20 protein-coding genes and 1 tRNA gene are annotated in these 18,467 nt (G+C 57.2%); 10 read left to right on the forward strand and 11 right to left on the reverse strand.

Annotated features, from left to right (window positions below; genetic code table 11):
* The first annotated feature begins 16 nt into the window (after positions 1-16).
* The 6 genes from argS to OLX08_RS00770 all read left to right on the forward strand — a co-directional run bounded on the left by argS (position 17) and on the right by OLX08_RS00770 (position 5,747).
* Positions 17-1,756: an arginine--tRNA ligase gene (gene argS / locus OLX08_RS00745; protein ID WP_391481854.1), complete on the forward strand. Its 1,740-nt coding sequence runs from the start codon at positions 17-19 to the stop codon at positions 1,754-1,756.
* Positions 1,757-1,864: 108 nt separating this feature from the next.
* A complete protein-coding gene (locus OLX08_RS00750; RefSeq protein WP_391481855.1) occupies positions 1,865-2,908 on the forward strand; it encodes an SPOR domain-containing protein in 1,044 nt (347 codons plus the stop codon).
* Between the two features lie 48 nt (positions 2,909-2,956).
* The gene (nagZ, locus tag OLX08_RS00755) at positions 2,957-3,973 is read left to right on the forward strand and encodes a beta-N-acetylhexosaminidase (RefSeq protein ID WP_391481857.1); all 1,017 of its coding nucleotides are present in this window, start codon (positions 2,957-2,959) and stop codon (positions 3,971-3,973) included.
* 39 nt (positions 3,974-4,012) lie between these two features.
* Positions 4,013-4,819, forward strand: coding sequence for a segregation and condensation protein A (locus OLX08_RS00760; protein ID WP_048597378.1), 807 nt, complete (start codon positions 4,013-4,015; stop codon positions 4,817-4,819).
* Positions 4,809-5,510, forward strand: a complete 702-nt coding sequence (gene scpB / locus OLX08_RS00765; RefSeq protein WP_391481859.1) for an SMC-Scp complex subunit ScpB — start codon at positions 4,809-4,811, stop codon at positions 5,508-5,510. Before OLX08_RS00760 ends, scpB begins: the two co-directional genes overlap by 11 nt.
* A 75-nt stretch (positions 5,511-5,585) precedes the next feature.
* Positions 5,586-5,747 (forward strand): hypothetical protein, encoded by a 162-nt coding sequence (locus tag OLX08_RS00770; protein WP_391481861.1) that lies wholly within the window; start codon positions 5,586-5,588, stop codon positions 5,745-5,747.
* Positions 5,748-5,818: 71 nt separating this feature from the next.
* On the opposite strand, the gene OLX08_RS00775 is transcribed toward OLX08_RS00770, so the two are convergent.
* From OLX08_RS00775 to rpmF, 7 genes are all read right to left on the reverse strand, one after another.
* Positions 5,819-6,895 carry a 2'-deoxycytidine 5'-triphosphate deaminase gene (locus tag OLX08_RS00775; RefSeq protein WP_048597380.1) on the reverse strand — a complete coding sequence of 359 codons (1,077 nt, stop codon included), beginning with the start codon at positions 6,893-6,895 and terminating at the stop codon, positions 5,819-5,821.
* A gap of 67 nt (positions 6,896-6,962) precedes the next feature.
* A tRNA-Pro gene (locus OLX08_RS00780) sits at positions 6,963-7,039 on the reverse strand.
* Between the two features lie 108 nt (positions 7,040-7,147).
* On the reverse strand, positions 7,148-7,981 hold the full coding sequence (locus OLX08_RS00785; protein ID WP_391481862.1) for a MerR family transcriptional regulator: 834 nt from the start codon (positions 7,979-7,981) through the stop codon (positions 7,148-7,150).
* A gap of 12 nt (positions 7,982-7,993) precedes the next feature.
* A complete protein-coding gene (gene ihfA, locus OLX08_RS00790; RefSeq protein ID WP_391481863.1) occupies positions 7,994-8,296 on the reverse strand; it encodes an integration host factor subunit alpha in 303 nt (100 codons plus the stop codon).
* Positions 8,297-8,386: 90 nt separating this feature from the next.
* A complete protein-coding gene (locus OLX08_RS00795; RefSeq protein ID WP_048597382.1) occupies positions 8,387-9,367 on the reverse strand; it encodes a beta-ketoacyl-ACP synthase III in 981 nt (326 codons plus the stop codon).
* Between the two features lie 3 nt (positions 9,368-9,370).
* Positions 9,371-10,465, reverse strand: a complete 1,095-nt coding sequence (plsX, locus tag OLX08_RS00800; protein ID WP_391481865.1) for a phosphate acyltransferase PlsX — start codon at positions 10,463-10,465, stop codon at positions 9,371-9,373.
* A 51-nt stretch (positions 10,466-10,516) separates the two neighbouring features.
* Positions 10,517-10,726 carry a 50S ribosomal protein L32 gene (gene rpmF, locus OLX08_RS00805; RefSeq protein WP_048597384.1) on the reverse strand — a complete coding sequence of 70 codons (210 nt, stop codon included), beginning with the start codon at positions 10,724-10,726 and terminating at the stop codon, positions 10,517-10,519.
* A 412-nt stretch (positions 10,727-11,138) separates the two neighbouring features.
* On the opposite strand from rpmF, the gene OLX08_RS00810 reads away from it, so the two are divergent.
* Positions 11,139-12,716 carry an ABC transporter substrate-binding protein gene (locus tag OLX08_RS00810; protein ID WP_391481866.1) on the forward strand — a complete coding sequence of 526 codons (1,578 nt, stop codon included), beginning with the start codon at positions 11,139-11,141 and terminating at the stop codon, positions 12,714-12,716.
* A gap of 73 nt (positions 12,717-12,789) precedes the next feature.
* Here OLX08_RS00810 and OLX08_RS00815 read toward each other — a convergent pair whose 3' ends face one another.
* Both OLX08_RS00815 and OLX08_RS00820 read right to left on the reverse strand, forming a co-directional pair.
* Positions 12,790-13,416, reverse strand: a complete 627-nt coding sequence (locus OLX08_RS00815; RefSeq protein ID WP_391481868.1) for an FMN-binding negative transcriptional regulator — start codon at positions 13,414-13,416, stop codon at positions 12,790-12,792.
* 137 nt (positions 13,417-13,553) lie between these two features.
* The gene (locus OLX08_RS00820) at positions 13,554-14,123 is read right to left on the reverse strand and encodes a YceD family protein (RefSeq protein ID WP_391481869.1); all 570 of its coding nucleotides are present in this window, start codon (positions 14,121-14,123) and stop codon (positions 13,554-13,556) included.
* Between the two features lie 96 nt (positions 14,124-14,219).
* Here OLX08_RS00820 and OLX08_RS00825 point away from each other — a divergent pair, with 96 nt between their 5' ends.
* On the forward strand, positions 14,220-14,669 hold the full coding sequence (locus tag OLX08_RS00825; protein WP_048597388.1) for an outer membrane protein assembly factor BamE: 450 nt from the start codon (positions 14,220-14,222) through the stop codon (positions 14,667-14,669).
* Between the two features lie 16 nt (positions 14,670-14,685).
* On the opposite strand, the gene OLX08_RS00830 is transcribed toward OLX08_RS00825, so the two are convergent.
* Both OLX08_RS00830 and msrB read right to left on the reverse strand, forming a co-directional pair.
* Positions 14,686-15,213, reverse strand: coding sequence for a GNAT family N-acetyltransferase (locus OLX08_RS00830; RefSeq protein WP_391481871.1), 528 nt, complete (start codon positions 15,211-15,213; stop codon positions 14,686-14,688).
* Between the two features lie 6 nt (positions 15,214-15,219).
* Positions 15,220-15,618 carry a peptide-methionine (R)-S-oxide reductase MsrB gene (gene msrB, locus OLX08_RS00835; RefSeq protein WP_341246755.1) on the reverse strand — a complete coding sequence of 133 codons (399 nt, stop codon included), beginning with the start codon at positions 15,616-15,618 and terminating at the stop codon, positions 15,220-15,222.
* Positions 15,619-15,728: 110 nt separating this feature from the next.
* On the opposite strand from msrB, the gene OLX08_RS00840 reads away from it, so the two are divergent.
* Together OLX08_RS00840 and OLX08_RS00845 are read left to right on the forward strand one after the other, a co-directional pair.
* Positions 15,729-16,541 (forward strand): GNAT family N-acetyltransferase, encoded by an 813-nt coding sequence (locus OLX08_RS00840; protein WP_391481874.1) that lies wholly within the window; start codon positions 15,729-15,731, stop codon positions 16,539-16,541.
* Between the two features lie 47 nt (positions 16,542-16,588).
* Positions 16,589-18,409, forward strand: a complete 1,821-nt coding sequence (locus OLX08_RS00845) for an ABC-F family ATP-binding cassette domain-containing protein (protein ID WP_391481876.1) — start codon at positions 16,589-16,591, stop codon at positions 18,407-18,409.
* Positions 18,410-18,467 lie beyond the last annotated feature (58 nt).

An 18,467-nucleotide genomic window follows, 5' to 3' on the forward strand; every position in this document is an offset into this window, starting at 1 on the left:
CCGAAGGAACTGCCCTATGAATTTGTTTGCTGATATTCGCGCCCTTGTTGTGACGTCACTTGAGGGGATGGTGCAGGCAGGTGTTCTGGCCGAGGGTCTGAGTTTTGACAATGTCACTGTTGAGCCGCCCCGTGACGCAAGCCACGGTGATATGGCCACGAATGCCGCGATGGTGCTGGCCAAACCGTCCAAGATGAAGCCGCGTGATATTGCTGATGCACTTGCGGCAGCATTGCTGAACGATCCACGGATTGAGGCCGCCGATGTGGCGGGTCCCGGGTTTTTGAACCTGCGTTTGTCCAAATCTCTTTGGCAGGGCGTGGTGAAATCCGCCCTTGTTGATGCGCAGTTTGGTCAAAGCAATCTTGGCGGCGGCAAAAAGATCAACGTGGAATACGTCAGCGCAAACCCAACGGGCCCGCTTCACGTGGGCCACACCCGCGGGGCGGTTTTTGGTGACGCGCTTGCCTCACTTCTGGCATACGCGGGCTATGACGTGACCCGCGAATACTACATCAATGATGGGGGCGGGCAGGTCGATGTTTTGGCGCGCTCGGTCTACCTGCGCTACCTTGAGGCGCATGGACAGCAGGTCGCCTTTGAGGACGGCACGTACCCCGGTGATTATCTGATTGAAGTGGGCATGGCGCTCAAAGACAAAGTGGGTGACGCCTATGTGGATCAGCCCGAAGAGGTGTGGCTGGCTGAGCTGCGCCTTTTTGCAACGGATGCGATGATGGCGATGATCCGCGATGATCTGGCCGCTTTGGGTGTCTCCATGGATGTCTTTTTTAGCGAAAAGTCGCTTTATGGCACGGGCCGCATTGAAGACGCGATTGAGGACCTGCGCAGCAAAGGGTTGATCTACACAGGCACTCTGGAGCCGCCCAAAGGCAAGCTGCCAGAAGATTGGGAGCCGCGTGAGCAGACCTTGTTTAAATCCACCGACTACGGTGATGATGTGGACCGTCCGGTGCAAAAATCTGATGGGGCGTGGACTTATTTTGCCCCTGACATCGCCTATCACTACGACAAGATTACCCGCGGCTTTGATGGCCTGATCGACGTGCTTGGCGCGGATCACGGCGGGTATGTCAAACGGATGAAAGCGGCGGTTTCGGCGTTGTCTGACACGCAAGTCGCTCTTGATATCAAGCTGTGCCAATTGGTGAAGCTGATGAAAAACGGTGAGCCGTTCAAAATGTCCAAACGGGCAGGGACTTTCGTGACCCTTGCGGATGTTGTTGAAATGGTCGGCCCGGACGTGACGCGCTTTGTGATGCTGACGCGCAAAAACGATGCGCCGCTTGATTTTGACATCGACAAAGTGACCGAGCAATCCAAAGACAACCCCGTTTGGTATGTCCAATACGCCAGCGCGCGGGTGCATCAGGTGATGCGCAAAGCCGCCGAGGCGGGCATCGCGGTGGATGACGCCACCCTTGCTAGCGCTGATCTGAGCCTGTTGGATCACGCGGCAGAAATCGCCATGGCCCAAAAGCTTGCAGAGTGGCCCCGTTTGGTCGAAGTGGCCGCGCGCACCCACGAGCCGCACCGCGTCGCGTTCTATCTGTATGACTTGGCCAGCGAGATGCACAGCCTCTACAACCGTGGCAATGATGACCACTCATTGCGCTTCATCCAAGACGATGCTGCAGTGTCACAGGCGAAAATTGCGCTGATTAGGGCTGTTTGTGTTGTTATTTCTCACGGTTTAGGTATTCTAGGCGTAACTCCTGCGACCGAGATGCGCTGATCTAACAAGCTGCACCGTCCGCTAATTGCCCATTTGGGTGAGGGGGTTTGAGGCAAGTTTAGAGACCCGAATGACCCATAAAACAAGGGCGGCGGGCAGTGAGGCAACATGTTTGAACAATCCCATTCCGTGGGTGCTGGATCGGCTTTGCGTGGGCGTGATGCTTATGCGGGGCAGCAGCACTATTATGGTGAAACTGGCTACGGTGAGGCCGGTTCTGGCGCGGCAAGCGCCTCCTCAAAGCCCCATTTGATCGTAAACGCGGCAGGTGCGCTTACTTCGATCGCCTTGGTGATTGGCGTTGCGGTGTGGAGCTATAATCTGATTTCTCGCGATGTCAGTGGCGTCCCCGTCGTCAAAGCCCTCGAAGGTCCGATGCGCATCCAGCCTGAAAAACCCGGCGGTACCCCTGCGGCACACCAAGGGTTGGCCGTGAATGAGATCGCTGCATTGGGATCGGCCCCTGCGGCCCCTGATCAGTTGATGCTTGCGCCTGCGCCTGTTGAAATTACGGCTGATGATGTTGCGGGCGTTCTTGTGCCTACGTCCAACGCGGGTGCTGCAAAAGCGCCCGTAACGGCAGCGCCTGAAACAAACGGTGTGACTGCGAATAATGAGGCGGACAGCAGTTATTCCCTCAGCAATGTTCAGCAAGTCAGTGCGGTGGCCCGAAATACGCCAGCAACCAAAGCCGCTCTGGATGAGCTGGTTGCCTCAATCGCTGCAAATACACCCAGCCTGACGCCCGTGGCACCGGCGCCCAAAGTGGCCGTCGTAAAGGGCGGCATTGGCACCTCGTTGCGCCCAAAAGCCCGTGTAATACGTGGCAACGTCATTCAGGCCTCGGCCCCAGCGAATATCACATCAACAAATGTTGAGGTTGACCCTGCGTCTGTGCCGTTGGGAACGCCTTTGGTCCAACTTGGCGCATTCGACAGCGCAGAAGTGGCGCGGGGCGAATGGAACCGCTTGGCGAAAACTTTTGACGGCTATCTGGCCACGAAAAAACGCGTCATTGAGCGGGCCGAAAAGAACGGAAAAACCTTCTACCGCTTGCGGGCGTTGGGGTTTGATCAATTGGCAGATGCACAACGTTTCTGTTCCGCCCTTGAAGCTGAAAACGCGCGGTGTTTGTCGATTGTTAAGCGCTGATAGCAAGGCTGTTAATCCTGTGCCGTTTCACGGTGCGGGGGCTGTTTGATGTCACAGGGCTTAGTATCGCATGGCGCGTTTATACTTGGCTGCTCAGGCACTGAGCTTACTCAGGCTGAGGCGCGGTTTTTCCGTGAGGCGGACCCATGGGGTTTTATCCTATTTGCGCGCAATGTTGAAACGCCGCAGCAGGTGCAACGCCTAACCGCGCAGCTGCGCGAGGCGGTTGGACGCGACGCGATCATCACTGTGGATCAAGAAGGGGGCCGCGTTCAGCGGTTAACGGCGCCCCATTGGCGACAGTGGCTGCCCCCGTTGGATCAATCTGCGCAAGTTGCTGAAAATGGCAAAGACACGGCCCGCGCGATGTATCTGCGCTACCGCATCATTGCTGCTGAATTGCGCGCCTCGGGCCTTGATAGCAATTGCGCGCCCATGGTCGATATCGCAACGGCCCAGACCCATCCGTTTTTGCGCAATCGTTGCTACGGGGAAGACTTGCAAACTGTGGTCGTCTTGGCCCAAGCGGCAACTGCGGGGCTGTCTGACGGTGGGGTTGTTCCTGTGGCCAAGCATATGCCGGGTCACGGCCGCGCAACTGTTGACAGCCACAAGGCGCTGCCGCGTGTAACTGAAACGGCACAGGTGCTGCGGCGCGAAGATTTCGCCGCTTTTGCTGCCGTGGGGGATTTGCCCATGGCGATGACCGCACATATCGTCTTTGAGGCGTTTGACGAGGCACCAGCCACGACCAGTCCTGTGATGCAAAAGATCATTCGCGATGAAATCGGGTTTGGCGGGCTGCTCATGACCGATGATATCAGCATGCAGGCGCTTAGTGGCACGGTGGCCGCGCGCGCGCGGGCCTCGCTTGATGCGGGCTGTGATGTGGTTTTGCATTGCAACGGTGATCTGGCCGAGATGACAGACGTAGCCGCGGCAAGCGGTTTGATGACAGACAAAGCAGCACTTCGCGCCACAAATGCCGTTGAAAGCCGCCGCACCCCTGATGAGGTTGACATCGCGGCCCTTGAGGCCGAATTTAACGCACTGTTAACGTCCTAAGCTGCCTGAGGGCAGTGCCCGACCAAAAAGGCCTCTTGCGTGTCTGCCGAAAACCCCGCCCAAAACGATTTTGAGTTTGACGCCGAGCGCGTGGCCGACCGCGTTGCGGCTGAGGCGCTTATTGTTGATGTGGACGGCTTTGAAGGCCCGCTTGATTTGTTGCTGACCTTGTCGCGCACCCAAAAAGTTGACCTGCGTAAAATTTCGGTGCTGGAACTGGCCCGCCAATATCTGGCGTTTATCGACAAAGCCAAGGAACTGCGTCTTGAACTGGCGGCGGATTATCTTGTGATGGCGGCGTGGTTGGCGTTTTTGAAATCACGCTTGTTGCTGCCACCTGATCCCGCGCAAGAGGGCCCTTCGGGCGAGGAGCTTGCCGCGCATTTGGCGTTCCAGCTTGAACGTTTGGCCGCTATGCGGGACGCTGCGGCAAAACTGATGGCGCGCGATCAAAAGGGCCGTGATTTCTTTGTGCGTGGCATTCCCGAAGATGTCACCCGCGTGCGCAAAGTGATTTATTCCGCCACATTGATGGACCTGATGCAGGGCTACGCGCGGACCCGCACCAAAGATGAATTCCGCCCCTTTGTGATGGACCGTGAAGCCACCATGACCCTTGAGCAAGCTCTTGAGCGGATGCGCGGGCTGATTGGTTATGCGGGCGAGTGGACGGATTTGACAAGTTACCTGCCCGAAGGGTGGGAAATGGACCCCAAAAAGCGCCGCTCTGCCACGGCCGCCAATTTTGCAGCAACCCTTGAGTTGGCCAAAGCGGGTAAGATTGAGATACGACAGGGCGAGATTTTCTCTGCCATTCAGATCAGGAAACGTGACCATGACGGATGATGTGAACGCCGCCGAGCAGCCTGAAAAAGATCAGGTCGATGCGCCAACTAAGACGCAGGATGAAAGCCTGTTTGATGCCCCGCCAATGGCAGAACAGGAACGGATGGTTGAGGCGATCTTATTTGCGACTGCCGAGCCGTTGAGCCTGAAAGATATCGCCTCGCGCCTGCCGATGGGATGTGAGCCGCAAACGGCACTGGTGCATTTGGGCAAACGCTACGACGGGCGGGGCGTGAACCTTGTGCGCGTGGGCGAGGCATGGGCGCTGCGCACGGCGCCGGACCTTGGGTTCTTAATGCAGCGCGAAACCATTGAGCACCGCAAATTGTCGCGCGCGGCCATCGAAACCCTTGCGATCATTGCATATCATCAACCAATTACGCGCGCAGAGATTGAAGAAATTCGCGGTGTCGCCGTAAGCCGCGGCACGGTGGATCAATTACTTGAGATGGATTGGATTCGCTTTGGCCGCCGCCGTATGACGCCAGGCAGACCTGTCACATTTGTGGTCACGCAGGAGTTTCTGGACCACTTCGGTTTGGAAACCGCACGTGATTTGCCAGGCCTGAAAGAGCTTCGCTCGGCTGGATTGTTGGACAATCGCCCACCGCCCACGGATATGCCGGGGCCCGGTGAGGCCGAAGACGAAAGCCAAGACGACGAAGAGCAAACGGAACTGTTTGAGGAATAGGTCCATGTCATTAGGGTCGAAATTTCGCCGTAATGCACCTATATCGACTGTACGTAACGAGTTTGGAGTGATGGCATGAACCAGATTGTGAACATGGTAATGCGCATGGTGATGCGGCGCGTGATCGGCAAAGGGATAAGTGCGGGTATGAACGCGCTGAGCAAAGGTAAAAGTGCACCGCGCGGGGTAGGCCGTTCTGCACCGCCGCCCACATCCAAAGACCGCGAGAAATACTAGGGCCTGTTTGCGGGTTTACCCTGCGGGACTTGGATATTTTTGAACAAAAGAAGCGCTGTGCCGCGCCAAGTTCACGGCGTTTTGAAATGCTTTGACAGCTTGAGCCCTTGGCCCTGATAGTTGCTGGCGATCCCAGTGCCGTAAAGCTGATCTGGGACATCCGCCATGCGTTCATAGACCAAACGCCCCACGACTTGGCCGTGTTCCAGCACAAACGGTGCCTCATGGCAGCGCACTTCAAGAACGCCGCGCGAGCCTTGCCCACCTGCGTTTGCATGGCCAAAGCCGGGATCGAAAAAGCCTGCGTAGTGTACGCGGAATTCGCCCACCATGGCCAGATAGGGTGCCATTTCGGCAGCGCAATCAGGCGGAATGGTGACGGCCTCACGGCTTACCAGAATGTAGAACGCACCGGGATCAAGGATAATCCGTTCGTCCGTGGTGTAGATCGGCTCCCAATAATCAGCGGGCGGATAGTGGGCGATCTTATCAAGATCGATGACACCCGTATGGGGTTTTGCACGGTAGCCCACCAGACCTGTGGCCGTGGGTTTCAGATCAACCGAAAAGCCCAGGCCGTTGTCGATATGGGCAGGGCCGTCCACAATGGGATCTTCTGCGTGTAGCTGTTTCAGTTCAATATCCGACAGGACCGAGGGCATTGCATCGCGGAAGCGGATTTGGTTAAGCCTCTGTCCCGGACGCACCAATACGCTGAAAGAACGAGGACAGATTTCCGCATAAAGCGGCCCTGAGTAGCCCGCCGCAATACGGTCAAACTCAACACCGCCATCGGTGATTGTGCGTGTCAGAAGATCAAGGCGGCCGGTGGATGATTTGGCGTTGGCCACAGCGGTGATGCCCGCGGGCAGATCAAGCGCCTCCATCAAGGGAACCACATATACTGCGCCTTTTTCAAGAACAGCACCGTCGGTCAGATCAATGCGGTGCATCTCAAACTCGGCCAGCCGATCAGCGACTGTGTTGCCTTCACCGGCCAAAAACGAGGCGCGAACACGGTAGGCAACAGTACCAAGACGCAAATCAAGGCTGGCTGGTTGCAGTTGGGCGGGCAGAATCTCGGGCGATCCGATAAGCGCTTTGTCTTTGATCAGCTGTTCGATGTTTTGGCTGGCTAAAACGCCCATAGTATTGATCCTTATACACAAAACGCCCGCGCGACGGATCGCACAGGCGTTTTAATGTGGGTTGTTTTGGTCGGGCTAGCAGGACTCGAACCTGCGACCTTCCGTCCCCCAGACGGACGCGCTACCAGGCTGCGCCATAGCCCGCTCACAGGGTCTATAGCGTCAAGAATGGGGCGGACACAAGCGTCATTTGCACGAATATTGGCAAAGCACGTGTGCGGGTTCGTCAGGGGCATGCGACTGGTCATGAGCCTACTTGGCCGCATCCATTTTCGCGGCAAGGGCAGCGAGACGGTCATGAAGGGGGCGTATGGATTGGGCTTTCTCACGCAAAGCGTTGGGCGATGTTTGGGCAATGAGCCCGCCAATGGTTGGCCCTTGCGCAAGCTCGGTGTCCGTTGGATCCGCAGGTGTGTGCACTGGCGTGATTTGTGCTTTTGCAGGCTCGTTTGGTGTTTGCGCATCAAGCGGGGCTGCCGCAGGAAAGCTGACGATGTCAGCCTCGGGGGTAGGGGTTTCGTCGATAACAGGCACATCAATTGCAGCGGGCGCCTCGGTTGGGGCGGCTGGTTTCGGCTCGGCCTGCAGCGGAGCGTCCGCAGCATCATTAGGCCCGGCTGGTTCATCGGTTGGCTCATCGGGGAAGAACGACGCGTGTAGCCCAGCAGGGGTGTCTTCCACGCGGAAGTCATTCGGCTTTTCTGCCGCGGGCTCTATTTCTTGGGGTGCCTCAGCGGGTGTGGGTTCTGGTGCGTGCGGGGGGGTAGGTGTGCTTGCTTGGGGGGCGGTAATCGCCTCGTCTTGCTCAAACGGGAGCGGGCGGGAGTGTTCGGAAATGGCATTGGCGCCGCTCTCGGACATCATCTTTTGAACGCCCTTGATGGTCATCCCGTCATCATGCAGCAATTTACGTACACCGCCCAGCACACGCATATCAGCGGGGCGATAGTACCTGCGGCCGCCTGCGCGCTTTACGGGCTTCACGGCCGCAAATTTGCTTTCCCAATAGCGCAGCACGTGAGGGGCCACGTCGAGCCACTCAGCCACTTCCGAGATTGTGCGAAATGCGTCTTTGGTTTTGGCCATCGGGCCGACCCCTTAGGATTTGTTGCCGTCTGCGACACGCTCTTTCATTAGATGCGAGGGGCGGAACGTCAAAACACGGCGGGGCGGAATAGCGGCAACCTCGCCTGTTTTGGGATTACGGCCTTCACGGGCGGCTTTTTCGCGGACGGAAAATGTACCAAACGAGCTGATTTTCACTTGCTCGCCGCGCACTAATGCGTCGGACATTTCATCGAGTACGGTTTCGACAAGGCCTGCGCTTTCGTTACGTGAAAGACCAACCTCGCGGAACACAGCCTCAGATAGATCCATGCGCGTAAGTGTTTTATCAACCATTTATACGTCCCCCAGACTTATGAGAGAGACTTTGACCCATGGTAATTTGTGAGTCAATAACAACAGCTTAGAACAGGCAGTTGAGGCGCTTTACCAGCGCAACACAACTGAACCCCACGCCAAGCCGCCGCCAATAGCCTCTGTGACCAGCAAATCACCCGCTTTGATCTGACCACGCTCAACGCCCACAGACAGCGCCAGCGGGATAGATGCGGCAGATGTGTTGCCGTGGTCAGGCACCGTTACCACAACACGCTCCATAGGCAGGCCCATCTTGGTGGCGGTGGCTTTGATGATGCGTAAATTGGCTTGGTGGGGCACGACCCACGCGACGTCATCTGCGGTCACATCGCATTTCGCCATAGCGGTGTGTGCCGTGGCGGCCAGTTTTTCAACGGCGTGGCGGAAGACTTCCTTGCCTTCCATGCGCAGTTTGCCAGCGTCGGGCGCGTTAACGCCACCGTCTACGTAAAGGATGTCGCGGTAGCTGCCGTCGCTGTTCAGGTCCGTGGCCAGAATACCGCGGTCGGCTTTGGTGCCATCCCCTGTGCTGCGCTCGATGATCAGCGCACCTGCGCCGTCGCCGAACAGCACACAGGTGCCACGGTCAGTCCAATCCATGATGCGGCTGAATGTTTCCGCGCCGATCACCAAGACACGTTCCGCTTGCCCAGAAATCACCAGCGCGTTGGCATTGGCCAGCGCAAAGACAAAACCCGCACAGACCGCTTGGATGTCAAACGCAAAGCCGCTTTTCATGCCCAGCTCGGCCTGAACCATGGTGGCGGCAGACGGGAAAGTTAGGTCTGGCGTAGATGTAGCGACGATCAGCGCGTCAATGTCACTTGCTTCAAGGCCTGCCATTTTAAGGGCGTTTTGTGCAGCAGCAGCAGCCATTTGCGAGGTCGTCTCACCCTCAGCGGCAAAATGGCGGCGCTCAATCCCGGAGCGTGCTTTGATCCACTCGTCTGTGGTGTCTAGCGTTTTCTCGAACTCAGAGTTTGGAACAACGCGGGTCGGCAGGTAATGACCAACCCCTCGAACAACAGCACGGACAGTGTCTTGGGTCATGCGTCAGCTTTCTTCTTTATCCAAATCAGCCGCAAGCTCATTTGCAGTGGCGATGCGTTTAGCAAGTTTGCGGTTGAAATCCGATTGTGACAAGCGCGACGCAAGGTGGATTGCGCTGGCCATGCCAAGGACGTCGGACGAGCCGTGGGATTTCACAACTGTGCCGTTAAGCCCCAAAAACACACCACCGTTCACGCGGCGCGGGTCAATTCGGCGCGCCAATCGGCGCAGCGAGGGCAGGGCCAAAAGGGCTGCAAGGCGCGAAAGAGGCGTGTGCCGGAAGGCCTTGCCCAAAAAGTCGCGGATCAGGCTGGCGGTCCCTTCACCGGTTTTCAGCGCAACATTGCCCGTAAAACCATCGGTCACAATCACGTCCACTTTGTCAGACGGAATATCGCCGCCCTCCACAAAACCCACGTAATCAAGTTTTGACTTTTTCGCAGCGCGGCGCAGCAATTCATGGGCTACTTTAAGTTCGGCGCGGCCCTTATGTTCTTCGGTGCCGACGTTCAAAAGCCCCACACGCGGGGTTTCAAGGTCCAGACCGTTACGGGCATAGGACGCGCCCATCATGGCGTATTGCAAAAGATCATGTTCGTCGGCGCGAATATCAGCACCTACGTCCAGCATCACGTTAAAGCCGGAGGGGTTCCGTGAGGGCCACAGGCACGCAATCGCGGGGCGGTTCACCCCATCGACTTTGCGCAAACGGATCATGGAAATCGCCATCAGCGCGCCGGTATTGCCGCATGAAACTGCAACATCCGCGTCGCCGGTGCGCACCGCTTCAATGCACGACCACATGGAGGTGTCTTTACCGCTACGCAAAACTTGTGAGGGTTTGTCCACCATTTCGACCACGCCCGCACAATCGCGCAGCTCAACCACATCGCTAAGACGGCGGCGATCAAGAAGGGGGGTCAGAACGCTGGCTTGGCCGTGCAAGATAAACCGCAAAGACGGATCTTTCTTGGCACAACGTGCAAGACCCGCAACAACAGTCGCGGGTCCATTATCGCCACCCATGGCGTCAACTGAGACAACCGTGTGACTGCGTGTGGTATCCTCGATCTGTTTGATCTGGGGTTGGTCGGTCATACCGCCTCACACGCGCCTTTGGTTAATCGGTTTGGTTTACTGAAAAGCAGCTTACGCCGCGTCTTCGTCATCCAACTCGATTTCTTCAACCAATGCCACAACTTCTTTGTCGTCGTAGTGGCCGCACGAAGCGCAAACGTGGTGTGGACGCTTCAGCTCGCCACAGTTTGTGCACTCGTTCGGGTTGCCAGCAACCAACGCGTCATGTGCGCGGCGGTTGTTGCGACGTGATTTCGAAATCTTATTCTGGGGGACAGCCATGTCTCAACCTCAGGTGTCTGCGGACGGCCCGCAGGGCGCCCTAGGTAAATATTCAATCTGCTCTGAGCGGCGCGATAGGGGATTCCCGAGCGACTGTCCAGACGATGTATGTTTCAGAACCGCGACGTATAGTCAGAAATTGCAGTGGCGCAAGTATTTTCGCACGCATTTTAGCGCAGTACCTCGCGGAATAGGCTGTCTTTATGGTCTTGGCAGCGCAAAGCGGGTCGGGGTTACCAAAGTTAAGGCCTGTTTTGGTCGGCCTTACTTACAATGTGCGAATGTTAGCGCGGGAATTAGTATCTGGCAATGTCTGGTCAAACGCCTGATCTGGGGTAGGCTAGTGCTTACGGGCGCATCACCGGTTTGGTGCGGCTCACGTATTTCTACCCTTGGTAAAGGACCATATCGAATGAACAATTTTGCGACCAAGACAACGCTTGCGGGGGTGTTGGCACTTAGCACCGCGTTTGGCGCGCAGGCCGAAACGTTTCGGTGGGCGGGCAACACTGATCCCCAAACCATGGACCCTCACGCGGTAAACTCTGCGCCGGTTCTGGGCTTTTTGAACAACGTCTACGAGGGCCTCGTGCGCCGCGGCAAAGATATGGCGATCGAGCCTGCACTTGCCACATCATGGGAGCCGATCGGCAACGGCGAGGGCTGGCGGTTTAACTTGCGTCAGGGCGTAAAGTTCCACGGTGGCGAGGATTTCACCGCTGAGGATGTGCTTTTCAGCTATCAGCGCGCCTCAGGCCCGTCTGCGGATACCTCAAGCTGGTTCTCGCCTGTCTCTGACGTCAAAGTCGTGGATGACTTCACTGTCGACATTATGACCAAAGCGCCCAATCCGATTTTCCCCGACAGCATCGCCAACTGGATGATCATGGACAGCGGATGGGCCGAGGCAAATGATGTGGTCGCACCCACGAAAGAAGGCGAAAACCACGCCACGCTTAACGCCAACGGCACCGCCGCCTTTATGTTGACCGAGCGTCAGCCGGGCCTTCGCACTGTCCTTACGCCATTTGACGGCTGGTGGGGCGAGGCAGAGCACAACGTGACTGAGGCGGTATTTACGCCCATTCAAAACAGCGCAACGGCCGTGGCCGCGTTGCTGTCCGGTGACGTGGATATGATCAACCCCGTGCCGATCCAAGACGCCAGCCGTCTTTCCGGTGATGCCAATGTGAAAGTGATTCAAGGTATTGAGGCCCGCGTTATCATGCTGGGCGTGCCCCACGCGGCGGATACGCTGAAATACGGCACAGACGCAGGTCAGCCGAACCCGTTCAAAGACGTACGCGTTCGCAAAGCAGTTGCATCGGCCATCAATGTACCGGCGATTTTGCAAACCATCATGCGCGGCAACGCAGAGCCCGCCAACCAGTTGGTTAGCCCCGCAATGCGCGGCTACACCGAAAACCTTGGTGCGACAAACGGCGCTGCGGTGGGTGATGCCAAGGCGTTGCTTGCTGAGGCGGGCTATGCGGACGGGTTCTCATTTGGCCTGAAATGCCCCAATGACCGTTATCTGAACGATGAGGCGGTCTGTCAGGCGGTCGTTGGTATGCTGGCGCAAATCGGTCTTGATGCGCAACTTGAGGCAATGCCCGTGCGCAATTATTGGCCAGAGCTGCGCGAAGATAACTTTGACATGTATCTTCTGGGCTGGTCGCCCGGCACTTTTGACGCAGAGCACCCGATCCGTTTCCTTGCCAGCACACCTAATGCAGAGAAAAAGCTGGGTAGCTGGAACTTTGGGGACTATTCAAACGCCCGCGTTGATGCGCTGTTGCCAATGATCCAATCGGAAATCGACGATGCAAAACGCCAAGCGATGCTGGATGAAGTGGCGACTATTCTAAAGGATGAGCAAGCCTATGTGCCGCTTTATGTGCAACCGCTTGTTTGGGGTGCGCGCAGCAATATCGAGCTGACACAACGCCCCGACAACTTCTTTATCCTGCGGTGGGTAAGCGTCAACTAATCACGCATTCGCTCTGAAATTTTAGACGGGCGTCTCATGCGTGGGGCGCCCGTTTTCTTTTGTGCAGAACGCCTCAGGCACCGCGGTTTTGAACCAAATCTGCAAGGTGAGTCGCACCGGCTTCCGCCAAGCCGCGCTCAACGCTGCTGCGGTCTGCGGGTGTTTTGTTCTGGCTCATTTTCCACGTACCTTGCAGATCATCGATGATAATCTCAAAGCCCACCAAACCGCGCAGCATCCGCGCCACATAATCATCAGGTGCATCGGTCACAGCCCACGGTTGGGGGCGGTTTTGCTCATGGGCGTCGGTCAACTCATGCAGATGGCGCATCAACCAGTCGGGATCACGCTTGAACGTCAGGGTCCCGCGGGCGTGTACGACCACGTAATTCCACGTGGGCACAACTTTGCCGTGCTCTTTTTTTGAGGCATACCACGCAGGCGTCACATAGGTTTGCGGCCCTTGGAACAGGCAAAGCACTTCAATAGGGCCGGACGTTTCACGAAAAAGCGGGTTCGACACAGCGATATGCCCGTGCAGCGCACCTAACGGATCGACACTGCTGTGCACCACAAGCGGAACGTGATCGGCGCTGAGGCTGCCTGTGGCGTGCGACACGATCGCCGCAAAAGGGTGCTCGGTCATCATTGCGTGCATCACGTCGACGCGGGTCTCGCTGAATACCTCGGGCTGGCGCATGAGATGTCCTTACTGTGGCTACTGGGCAATTTGGTACTGCGTTGAAATGGTTAGCAGCCCTGCGGCTGCTCGCCAAACGTTTCTGATAAGACGTCGCAGAAAAGCAGGGGGCAGGTTTCATCCCCTAAAAAAACGCGTTAGTCTTTGGTGCCCTTAAGCAAATCCGCAAGCCCCGCGAACGGCTTTGCCTGCTCGTCGGTCATGGCTTCTTTTTCGGGTTCAGTCACCGCAATTTTCACTGGAACTGAGCCTTCGATGCGCGGAAATGCCGGCACCGACAGGGTCAGCGCTTCGAACAAGACATGCATCAGATCAACCGCTTCTGGCAGGGGCTCAATCCGGTCGTCCTCGGGCATCTCAATTTCCGTGGCTTCATCAACGGCGGGTGGGTTTGCCGTGTAAATCCGCTCAAGCGGCTCATCGATGCGGGTGGTCACGGGCTCAAGCGTTGCCACGCAGGGCTGCGTAACGGTCGCGCCAAACTGTGCGGTCAAATGCCAGTCGTTTTTGCCTTTTGGGGTGATTTTCCCCTCAAGGCGTACTTTGCGAAGGCTCTCCACCCCAAGATCGGCGCGCAGATCAGCCAACAGCGCGTCGTGATCCGCACCTGTGGGCGTGACGGTAAAATGCGTGGGCTTGCGCGAGGCCAATTCTGACAGTCGCAAAATATGGGCCGCGGGTGGGGTAGGCTGGTCTGGCGCAGTCATCGGGATTTCCATTCTTGAACACTCGAGTGTGCCGATATAGGTCTATTAACACAGAACGCCAACCCACGCGCGCTCGGATAAAGGGTCACACTGGTTATGCATCTTTTCAAAGCCACAGTCATCGCAGCCGCTGTTTTCACGGTTACGGCGTGTTCCGAACGGTTTCGCAACCACGGGTACGCACCTACTGATGGGGATCTGGCCGAAGTGGCTGTTGGGGTTGATACGCGCGATTCTGTGATTGAACGCTTTGGCCCGCCCACAACAGGCGGTGTGCGCACGGACAGCGGTATCTATTACGTTCAAAGCCAGTTCCGCCTTTATGCCTACCAAGCCCCAAGCGAGATTGACCGCGAAGTTGTGGCAATCAGCACAGACGCAGACGGCGTGGTCAGCAACATCGAGCGGTTTACGCTTGAGGACGGCCAAGTGGTGGCCCTGTCGCGGCGCGTCACAGACAGCAACATCGAGGGCGTAAGCTTCTTGCGTCAGCTGTTGGGTAACTTGGGCAATCTTGATGCAGGATCACTGCTGGACGACGCTTAAACCCCGGCAAACCGCATTATTTGTCCAGTGTATTGCGCAATGCACGTTGCATAATCACCGTGTCTACCCATTGACCCAGCTTAAAGCCCACAGCCTGAAGCGTGCCGGTCAGGTGGAATCCGCGTCCTGCGTGCAGCTGGATTGAGCCGTGATTTTCGCTGTTCCCTATGACGGCCACCATTTGTGACCATTCTTTATCTTCACAGGCCGCGACTAAGGCCGCAAGCAACGCACGCCCCACACCGCGCCCACGGGCGGCCGCATCCACGTAGACAGACGATTCGATAGAATGACGATAGGCAGGGCGCACCCTGTATGGGCCCGCATATGCGTATCCCATGACCACCCCATCAATTTCAGCCACCAAATAGGGAAATCCCCCCGCGCGCAGGGCATCAAAGCGGCTGGTCATCTCCGCTTCATCGGGGGGTGTTTCTTCAAATGTGGCAAGCCCGTGCAGCACCTCATGGGCGTAGATTTGCGTCACAGCAGCCATGTCAGCGGCGGTTGCGGGGCGGACAAGCGGTGCGGTGGAGGTGCTCACGTCGGGTCAGGCCTCGTCTTCGGCGTGAAAAGACAGGGATACGCCGTTGATACAATAGCGCAGGCCTGTTGGCGCAGGCCCGTCAGGGAAAACATGGCCCAAATGCCCGTCACAGCGCGCGCAGTGTACTTCTGTGCGGCGCATGAAAAAGCTGTTGTCTGATTTTTCACCGACCATTTCTGCATCAATCGGTTGGTAAAAGGATGGCCATCCCGTGCCGCTTTCAAACTTGTGGGCTTGATCAAAAAGCGGCGCGCCGCAGCCTTTGCACAGGTAAATACCATCGTCCTTGGGGAAGTTTTCGTTGCTGCCCGCGCGCTCTGTGCCGTGTTTGCGCAGCACTTTATACTCAAGATCATTAAGTTGCGCGCGCCATTCCGCGTCGGTTTTGATGACTTTATCCATGGGCTGTCTCCTTGAACGAGGGCGTTTGGGGGTGGGCAATGTTTGGTGATGACCTTCGCTTGCAACAGACATAGGGTGAGCGGGCTGCTTCGCCAAGGAGGGTCGAACACATGCAACCCCGCGACGCATCTTTTGATGAACCGCTCAGCCCTGCGCCGCAAACGCGCAGCGCGCCGCGTTTTATCGCGCGGCCTGCATCAGGACCTGCAGAACTGCGCGCATTGCAGGCCCTGCGCCACCGCGCGTTCTTTGGCAGTGCGGGCATTGATGCAGACCCGTTTGATGCCCTGTCCCAGCATCATGTTGTGGTGGATCATCAACAAGACGGCCGCATTGTTGGGGGCTTTCGAACCCGTGTGTTGCAGCCAGTGACCACGCCCCAAGGTGCGGCAAGCTACGCAGACAGCTACACAGGCGGCTTTTACGATTTGCGCCCCTTTGCAGAGCGCGGCGATACGGTGCTTGAATTGGGCCGTGTTTGCGTGGATCCGGATGTACAAAACGCGGATGTGTTGCGCCGCGCTTGGGGGGCGCTGGCCCAGTTGGTGCGTGCCGCAGATGTGGATGTGATCATTGGTTGTTCAAGCTTTGAAGGCACAGAGATTGCGCGCCACACGGATGTGCTTTGCCACCTTTTTGCCAAACATGGCCGTCAGGGGCATGGCGCGCCGGTGTTATTGGATGGGCAGGCGGGTCAGATCGCAGGTGGTAAGGCAGTGGCTCTGGCCTCACTGACGCCAACTGGCCAAGTTCCGCGCCCCACAGATGTGCCACCGCTTTTGCGGACCTACCTTATGATGGGCGGTTGGATCGGGGATCATGCGGTGATTGATCCGCATATGAAGACCACCCATGTTTTCACTGCGCTGCGCGTGGCCGATGTGCCCGAGGCGCGCAAACGGCTGGCGGACAGTTGGGCGTGATGCAAGATCATGTTGACGCGGCGGCCGCACGCACATAGCTGCTCCCCATGGCACGTGCACCCCTTTTACAACTCTCTGACATCTCGCTGACTTTTGGCGGCGAGCCTGTCTTCTCCGAACTGGGTCTTCTGGTTCATCCCGCAGACCGCGTAGCGTTGGTGGGGCGAAATGGCTCTGGCAAATCTACCTTGATGAAAGTCATGGCGGGTTTGGTCGAACAAGACACAGGCGCGTGCGTGACAAGCCCCGGCGTCAGCGTGGGATACATGGAGCAAGACCCCACGATGGAGGGGTTTGCCACATTGGGTGATTACGCCACCAGCGCGCTCGACCCGTCTGAAAGCTACAAAGTGGACATGGTTGCAGAAGGGTTGAAGTTTAACCCCGACGGCGATGTGGCCACTGCATCGGGCGGAGAGCGCCGCCGTGCGGCCTTGGCCAAACTTATGGCTGAAGCGCCCGAGTTAATGCTGTTGGACGAGCCGACGAACCACCTTGATATTGAGGCGATCGCGTGGCTTGAGGCCGAACTGAAACAAACCCGTGCGGCGTTTGTGCTGATCTCGCACGACCGTGCGTTTTTGCGTGCTTTGACCCGCGCAACCCTGTGGATTGACCGTGGTGCAGTGCGCCGTCAGGAAAAGGGCTTTGACGCGTTTGAGCAATGGCGCGACGCCACGTGGGAAGAAGAGGACATGCAGCGCCACAAGCTGGACCGCAAGATCAAGGCCGAGGCCCGTTGGGCCGTTGAAGGCATCTCGGCGCGGCGCAAACGCAACCAGGGCCGTGTACGTGCGTTGCAGGAATTGCGCGCCGACCGTGCGGGTATGATCAAACGCCAAGGCGGTGCCGCGATGGCGCTTGAGGCGGGGCCGACATCTGGTAAAAAAGTTATGGAATCTATCGGCATTTCAAAGCGTTACGGCGACAAGCTAATCCTCAAGGACTTCTCGCTTACGATCCAACGCAAAGACCGTATTGCTTTTGTGGGGCCGAATGGTGCGGGCAAAACGACGCTGCTTAACATGCTGACCGGACAAGTGTCTCCCGATGAGGGACAGATCAAGTTGGGCACTAATCTTGAGTTGGCAATTTTTGACCAAAGCCGTGCTCAGCTGGATCCGGATATGACCCTTTGGGACAGCCTGACAGGCGACAAAGATATGGCTGTTTCGGGTAAAGCAGACCAAGTTATGGTGCGCGGCGAGCCGCGACACGTGATTGGCTACCTCAAGGATTTCCTTTTTGATGAACGTCAGGCCCGCGCGCCTGTTCGCTCGCTTTCGGGGGGTGAAAAAGCACGGCTTTTGCTGGCTAAAATCATGGCGCGCTCATCTAATGTGCTGGTCTTGGACGAGCCGACCAACGATTTGGACGTTGAAACCCTTGATTTGATGCAAGATTTGCTTGGGGAATACGATGGCACGGTCTTGCTGGTCAGCCACGACCGTGACTTTTTGGACCGTGTTGCCAGCACCACAATCGCAATGGAGGGCGATGGCCGCGCGACTGTCTATGCCGGTGGTTGGAGCGATTATCAAAGTCAGCGCAGCGCCGTTGCCGCAAGCGTTGAGGCGTCAGCGCCGCAAGCAAAACAAGCATCAAAAACAACCACGCCTGAGCCCGCTGCGAAACCCGTTGAGGCACTAAGTTTCACGCAAAAGCACCGCCTTGAGGCGCTGCCCGCCGAGATTGACCGCCTGAATGCTGAGATCGCAAAGCTTGAGGCGTATCTGGCGCAGCCTGATCTTTATACAGCCGAACCTGTGAAGTTTGCCAAAGCGACCGAAGGTCTGGTTGAGCGGCAACAGCTTTTAGCGCAGGCTGAAGAAGAATGGCTTGAACTGGCAGAGCGCGCCGAGGGGTAAGTACCTATGGCCGCGACTAACTGGCGGCCATAGATTAGCTTTAACTTCACCGCATAGG

The sequence above is a fragment of the Nereida ignava genome (genome assembly GCF_047114695.1).
GTDB lineage: Bacteria > Pseudomonadota > Alphaproteobacteria > Rhodobacterales > Rhodobacteraceae > Nereida > Nereida ignava.

Coding starts and splice junctions, on each gene's coding strand:
- nagZ (WP_391481857.1), top strand. CDS start 2,957: ATGTCACAGGGCTTAGTATCGCATGGCGCGTTTATACTTGGCTGCTCA.
- OLX08_RS00840 (WP_391481874.1), top strand. CDS start 15,729: ATGCAACCCCGCGACGCATCTTTTGATGAACCGCTCAGCCCTGCGCCG.
- argS (WP_391481854.1), top strand. CDS start 17: ATGAATTTGTTTGCTGATATTCGCGCCCTTGTTGTGACGTCACTTGAG.
- OLX08_RS00820 (WP_391481869.1), bottom strand. CDS start 14,123: ATGACTGCGCCAGACCAGCCTACCCCACCCGCGGCCCATATTTTGCGA.
- msrB (WP_341246755.1), bottom strand. CDS start 15,618: ATGGATAAAGTCATCAAAACCGACGCGGAATGGCGCGCGCAACTTAAT.
- OLX08_RS00785 (WP_391481862.1), bottom strand. CDS start 7,981: ATGGCCAAAACCAAAGACGCATTTCGCACAATCTCGGAAGTGGCTGAG.
- rpmF (WP_048597384.1), bottom strand. CDS start 10,726: ATGGCTGTCCCCCAGAATAAGATTTCGAAATCACGTCGCAACAACCGC.
- OLX08_RS00815 (WP_391481868.1), bottom strand. CDS start 13,416: ATGCGCCAGCCCGAGGTATTCAGCGAGACCCGCGTCGACGTGATGCAC.
- OLX08_RS00845 (WP_391481876.1), top strand. CDS start 16,589: ATGGCACGTGCACCCCTTTTACAACTCTCTGACATCTCGCTGACTTTT.
- ihfA (WP_391481863.1), bottom strand. CDS start 8,296: ATGGTTGATAAAACACTTACGCGCATGGATCTATCTGAGGCTGTGTTC.
- OLX08_RS00795 (WP_048597382.1), bottom strand. CDS start 9,367: ATGACCCAAGACACTGTCCGTGCTGTTGTTCGAGGGGTTGGTCATTAC.
- OLX08_RS00750 (WP_391481855.1), top strand. CDS start 1,865: ATGTTTGAACAATCCCATTCCGTGGGTGCTGGATCGGCTTTGCGTGGG.
- OLX08_RS00770 (WP_391481861.1), top strand. CDS start 5,586: ATGAACCAGATTGTGAACATGGTAATGCGCATGGTGATGCGGCGCGTG.
- OLX08_RS00775 (WP_048597380.1), bottom strand. CDS start 6,895: ATGGGCGTTTTAGCCAGCCAAAACATCGAACAGCTGATCAAAGACAAA.
- plsX (WP_391481865.1), bottom strand. CDS start 10,465: ATGACCGACCAACCCCAGATCAAACAGATCGAGGATACCACACGCAGT.
- scpB (WP_391481859.1), top strand. CDS start 4,809: ATGACGGATGATGTGAACGCCGCCGAGCAGCCTGAAAAAGATCAGGTC.
- OLX08_RS00825 (WP_048597388.1), top strand. CDS start 14,220: ATGCATCTTTTCAAAGCCACAGTCATCGCAGCCGCTGTTTTCACGGTT.
- OLX08_RS00810 (WP_391481866.1), top strand. CDS start 11,139: ATGAACAATTTTGCGACCAAGACAACGCTTGCGGGGGTGTTGGCACTT.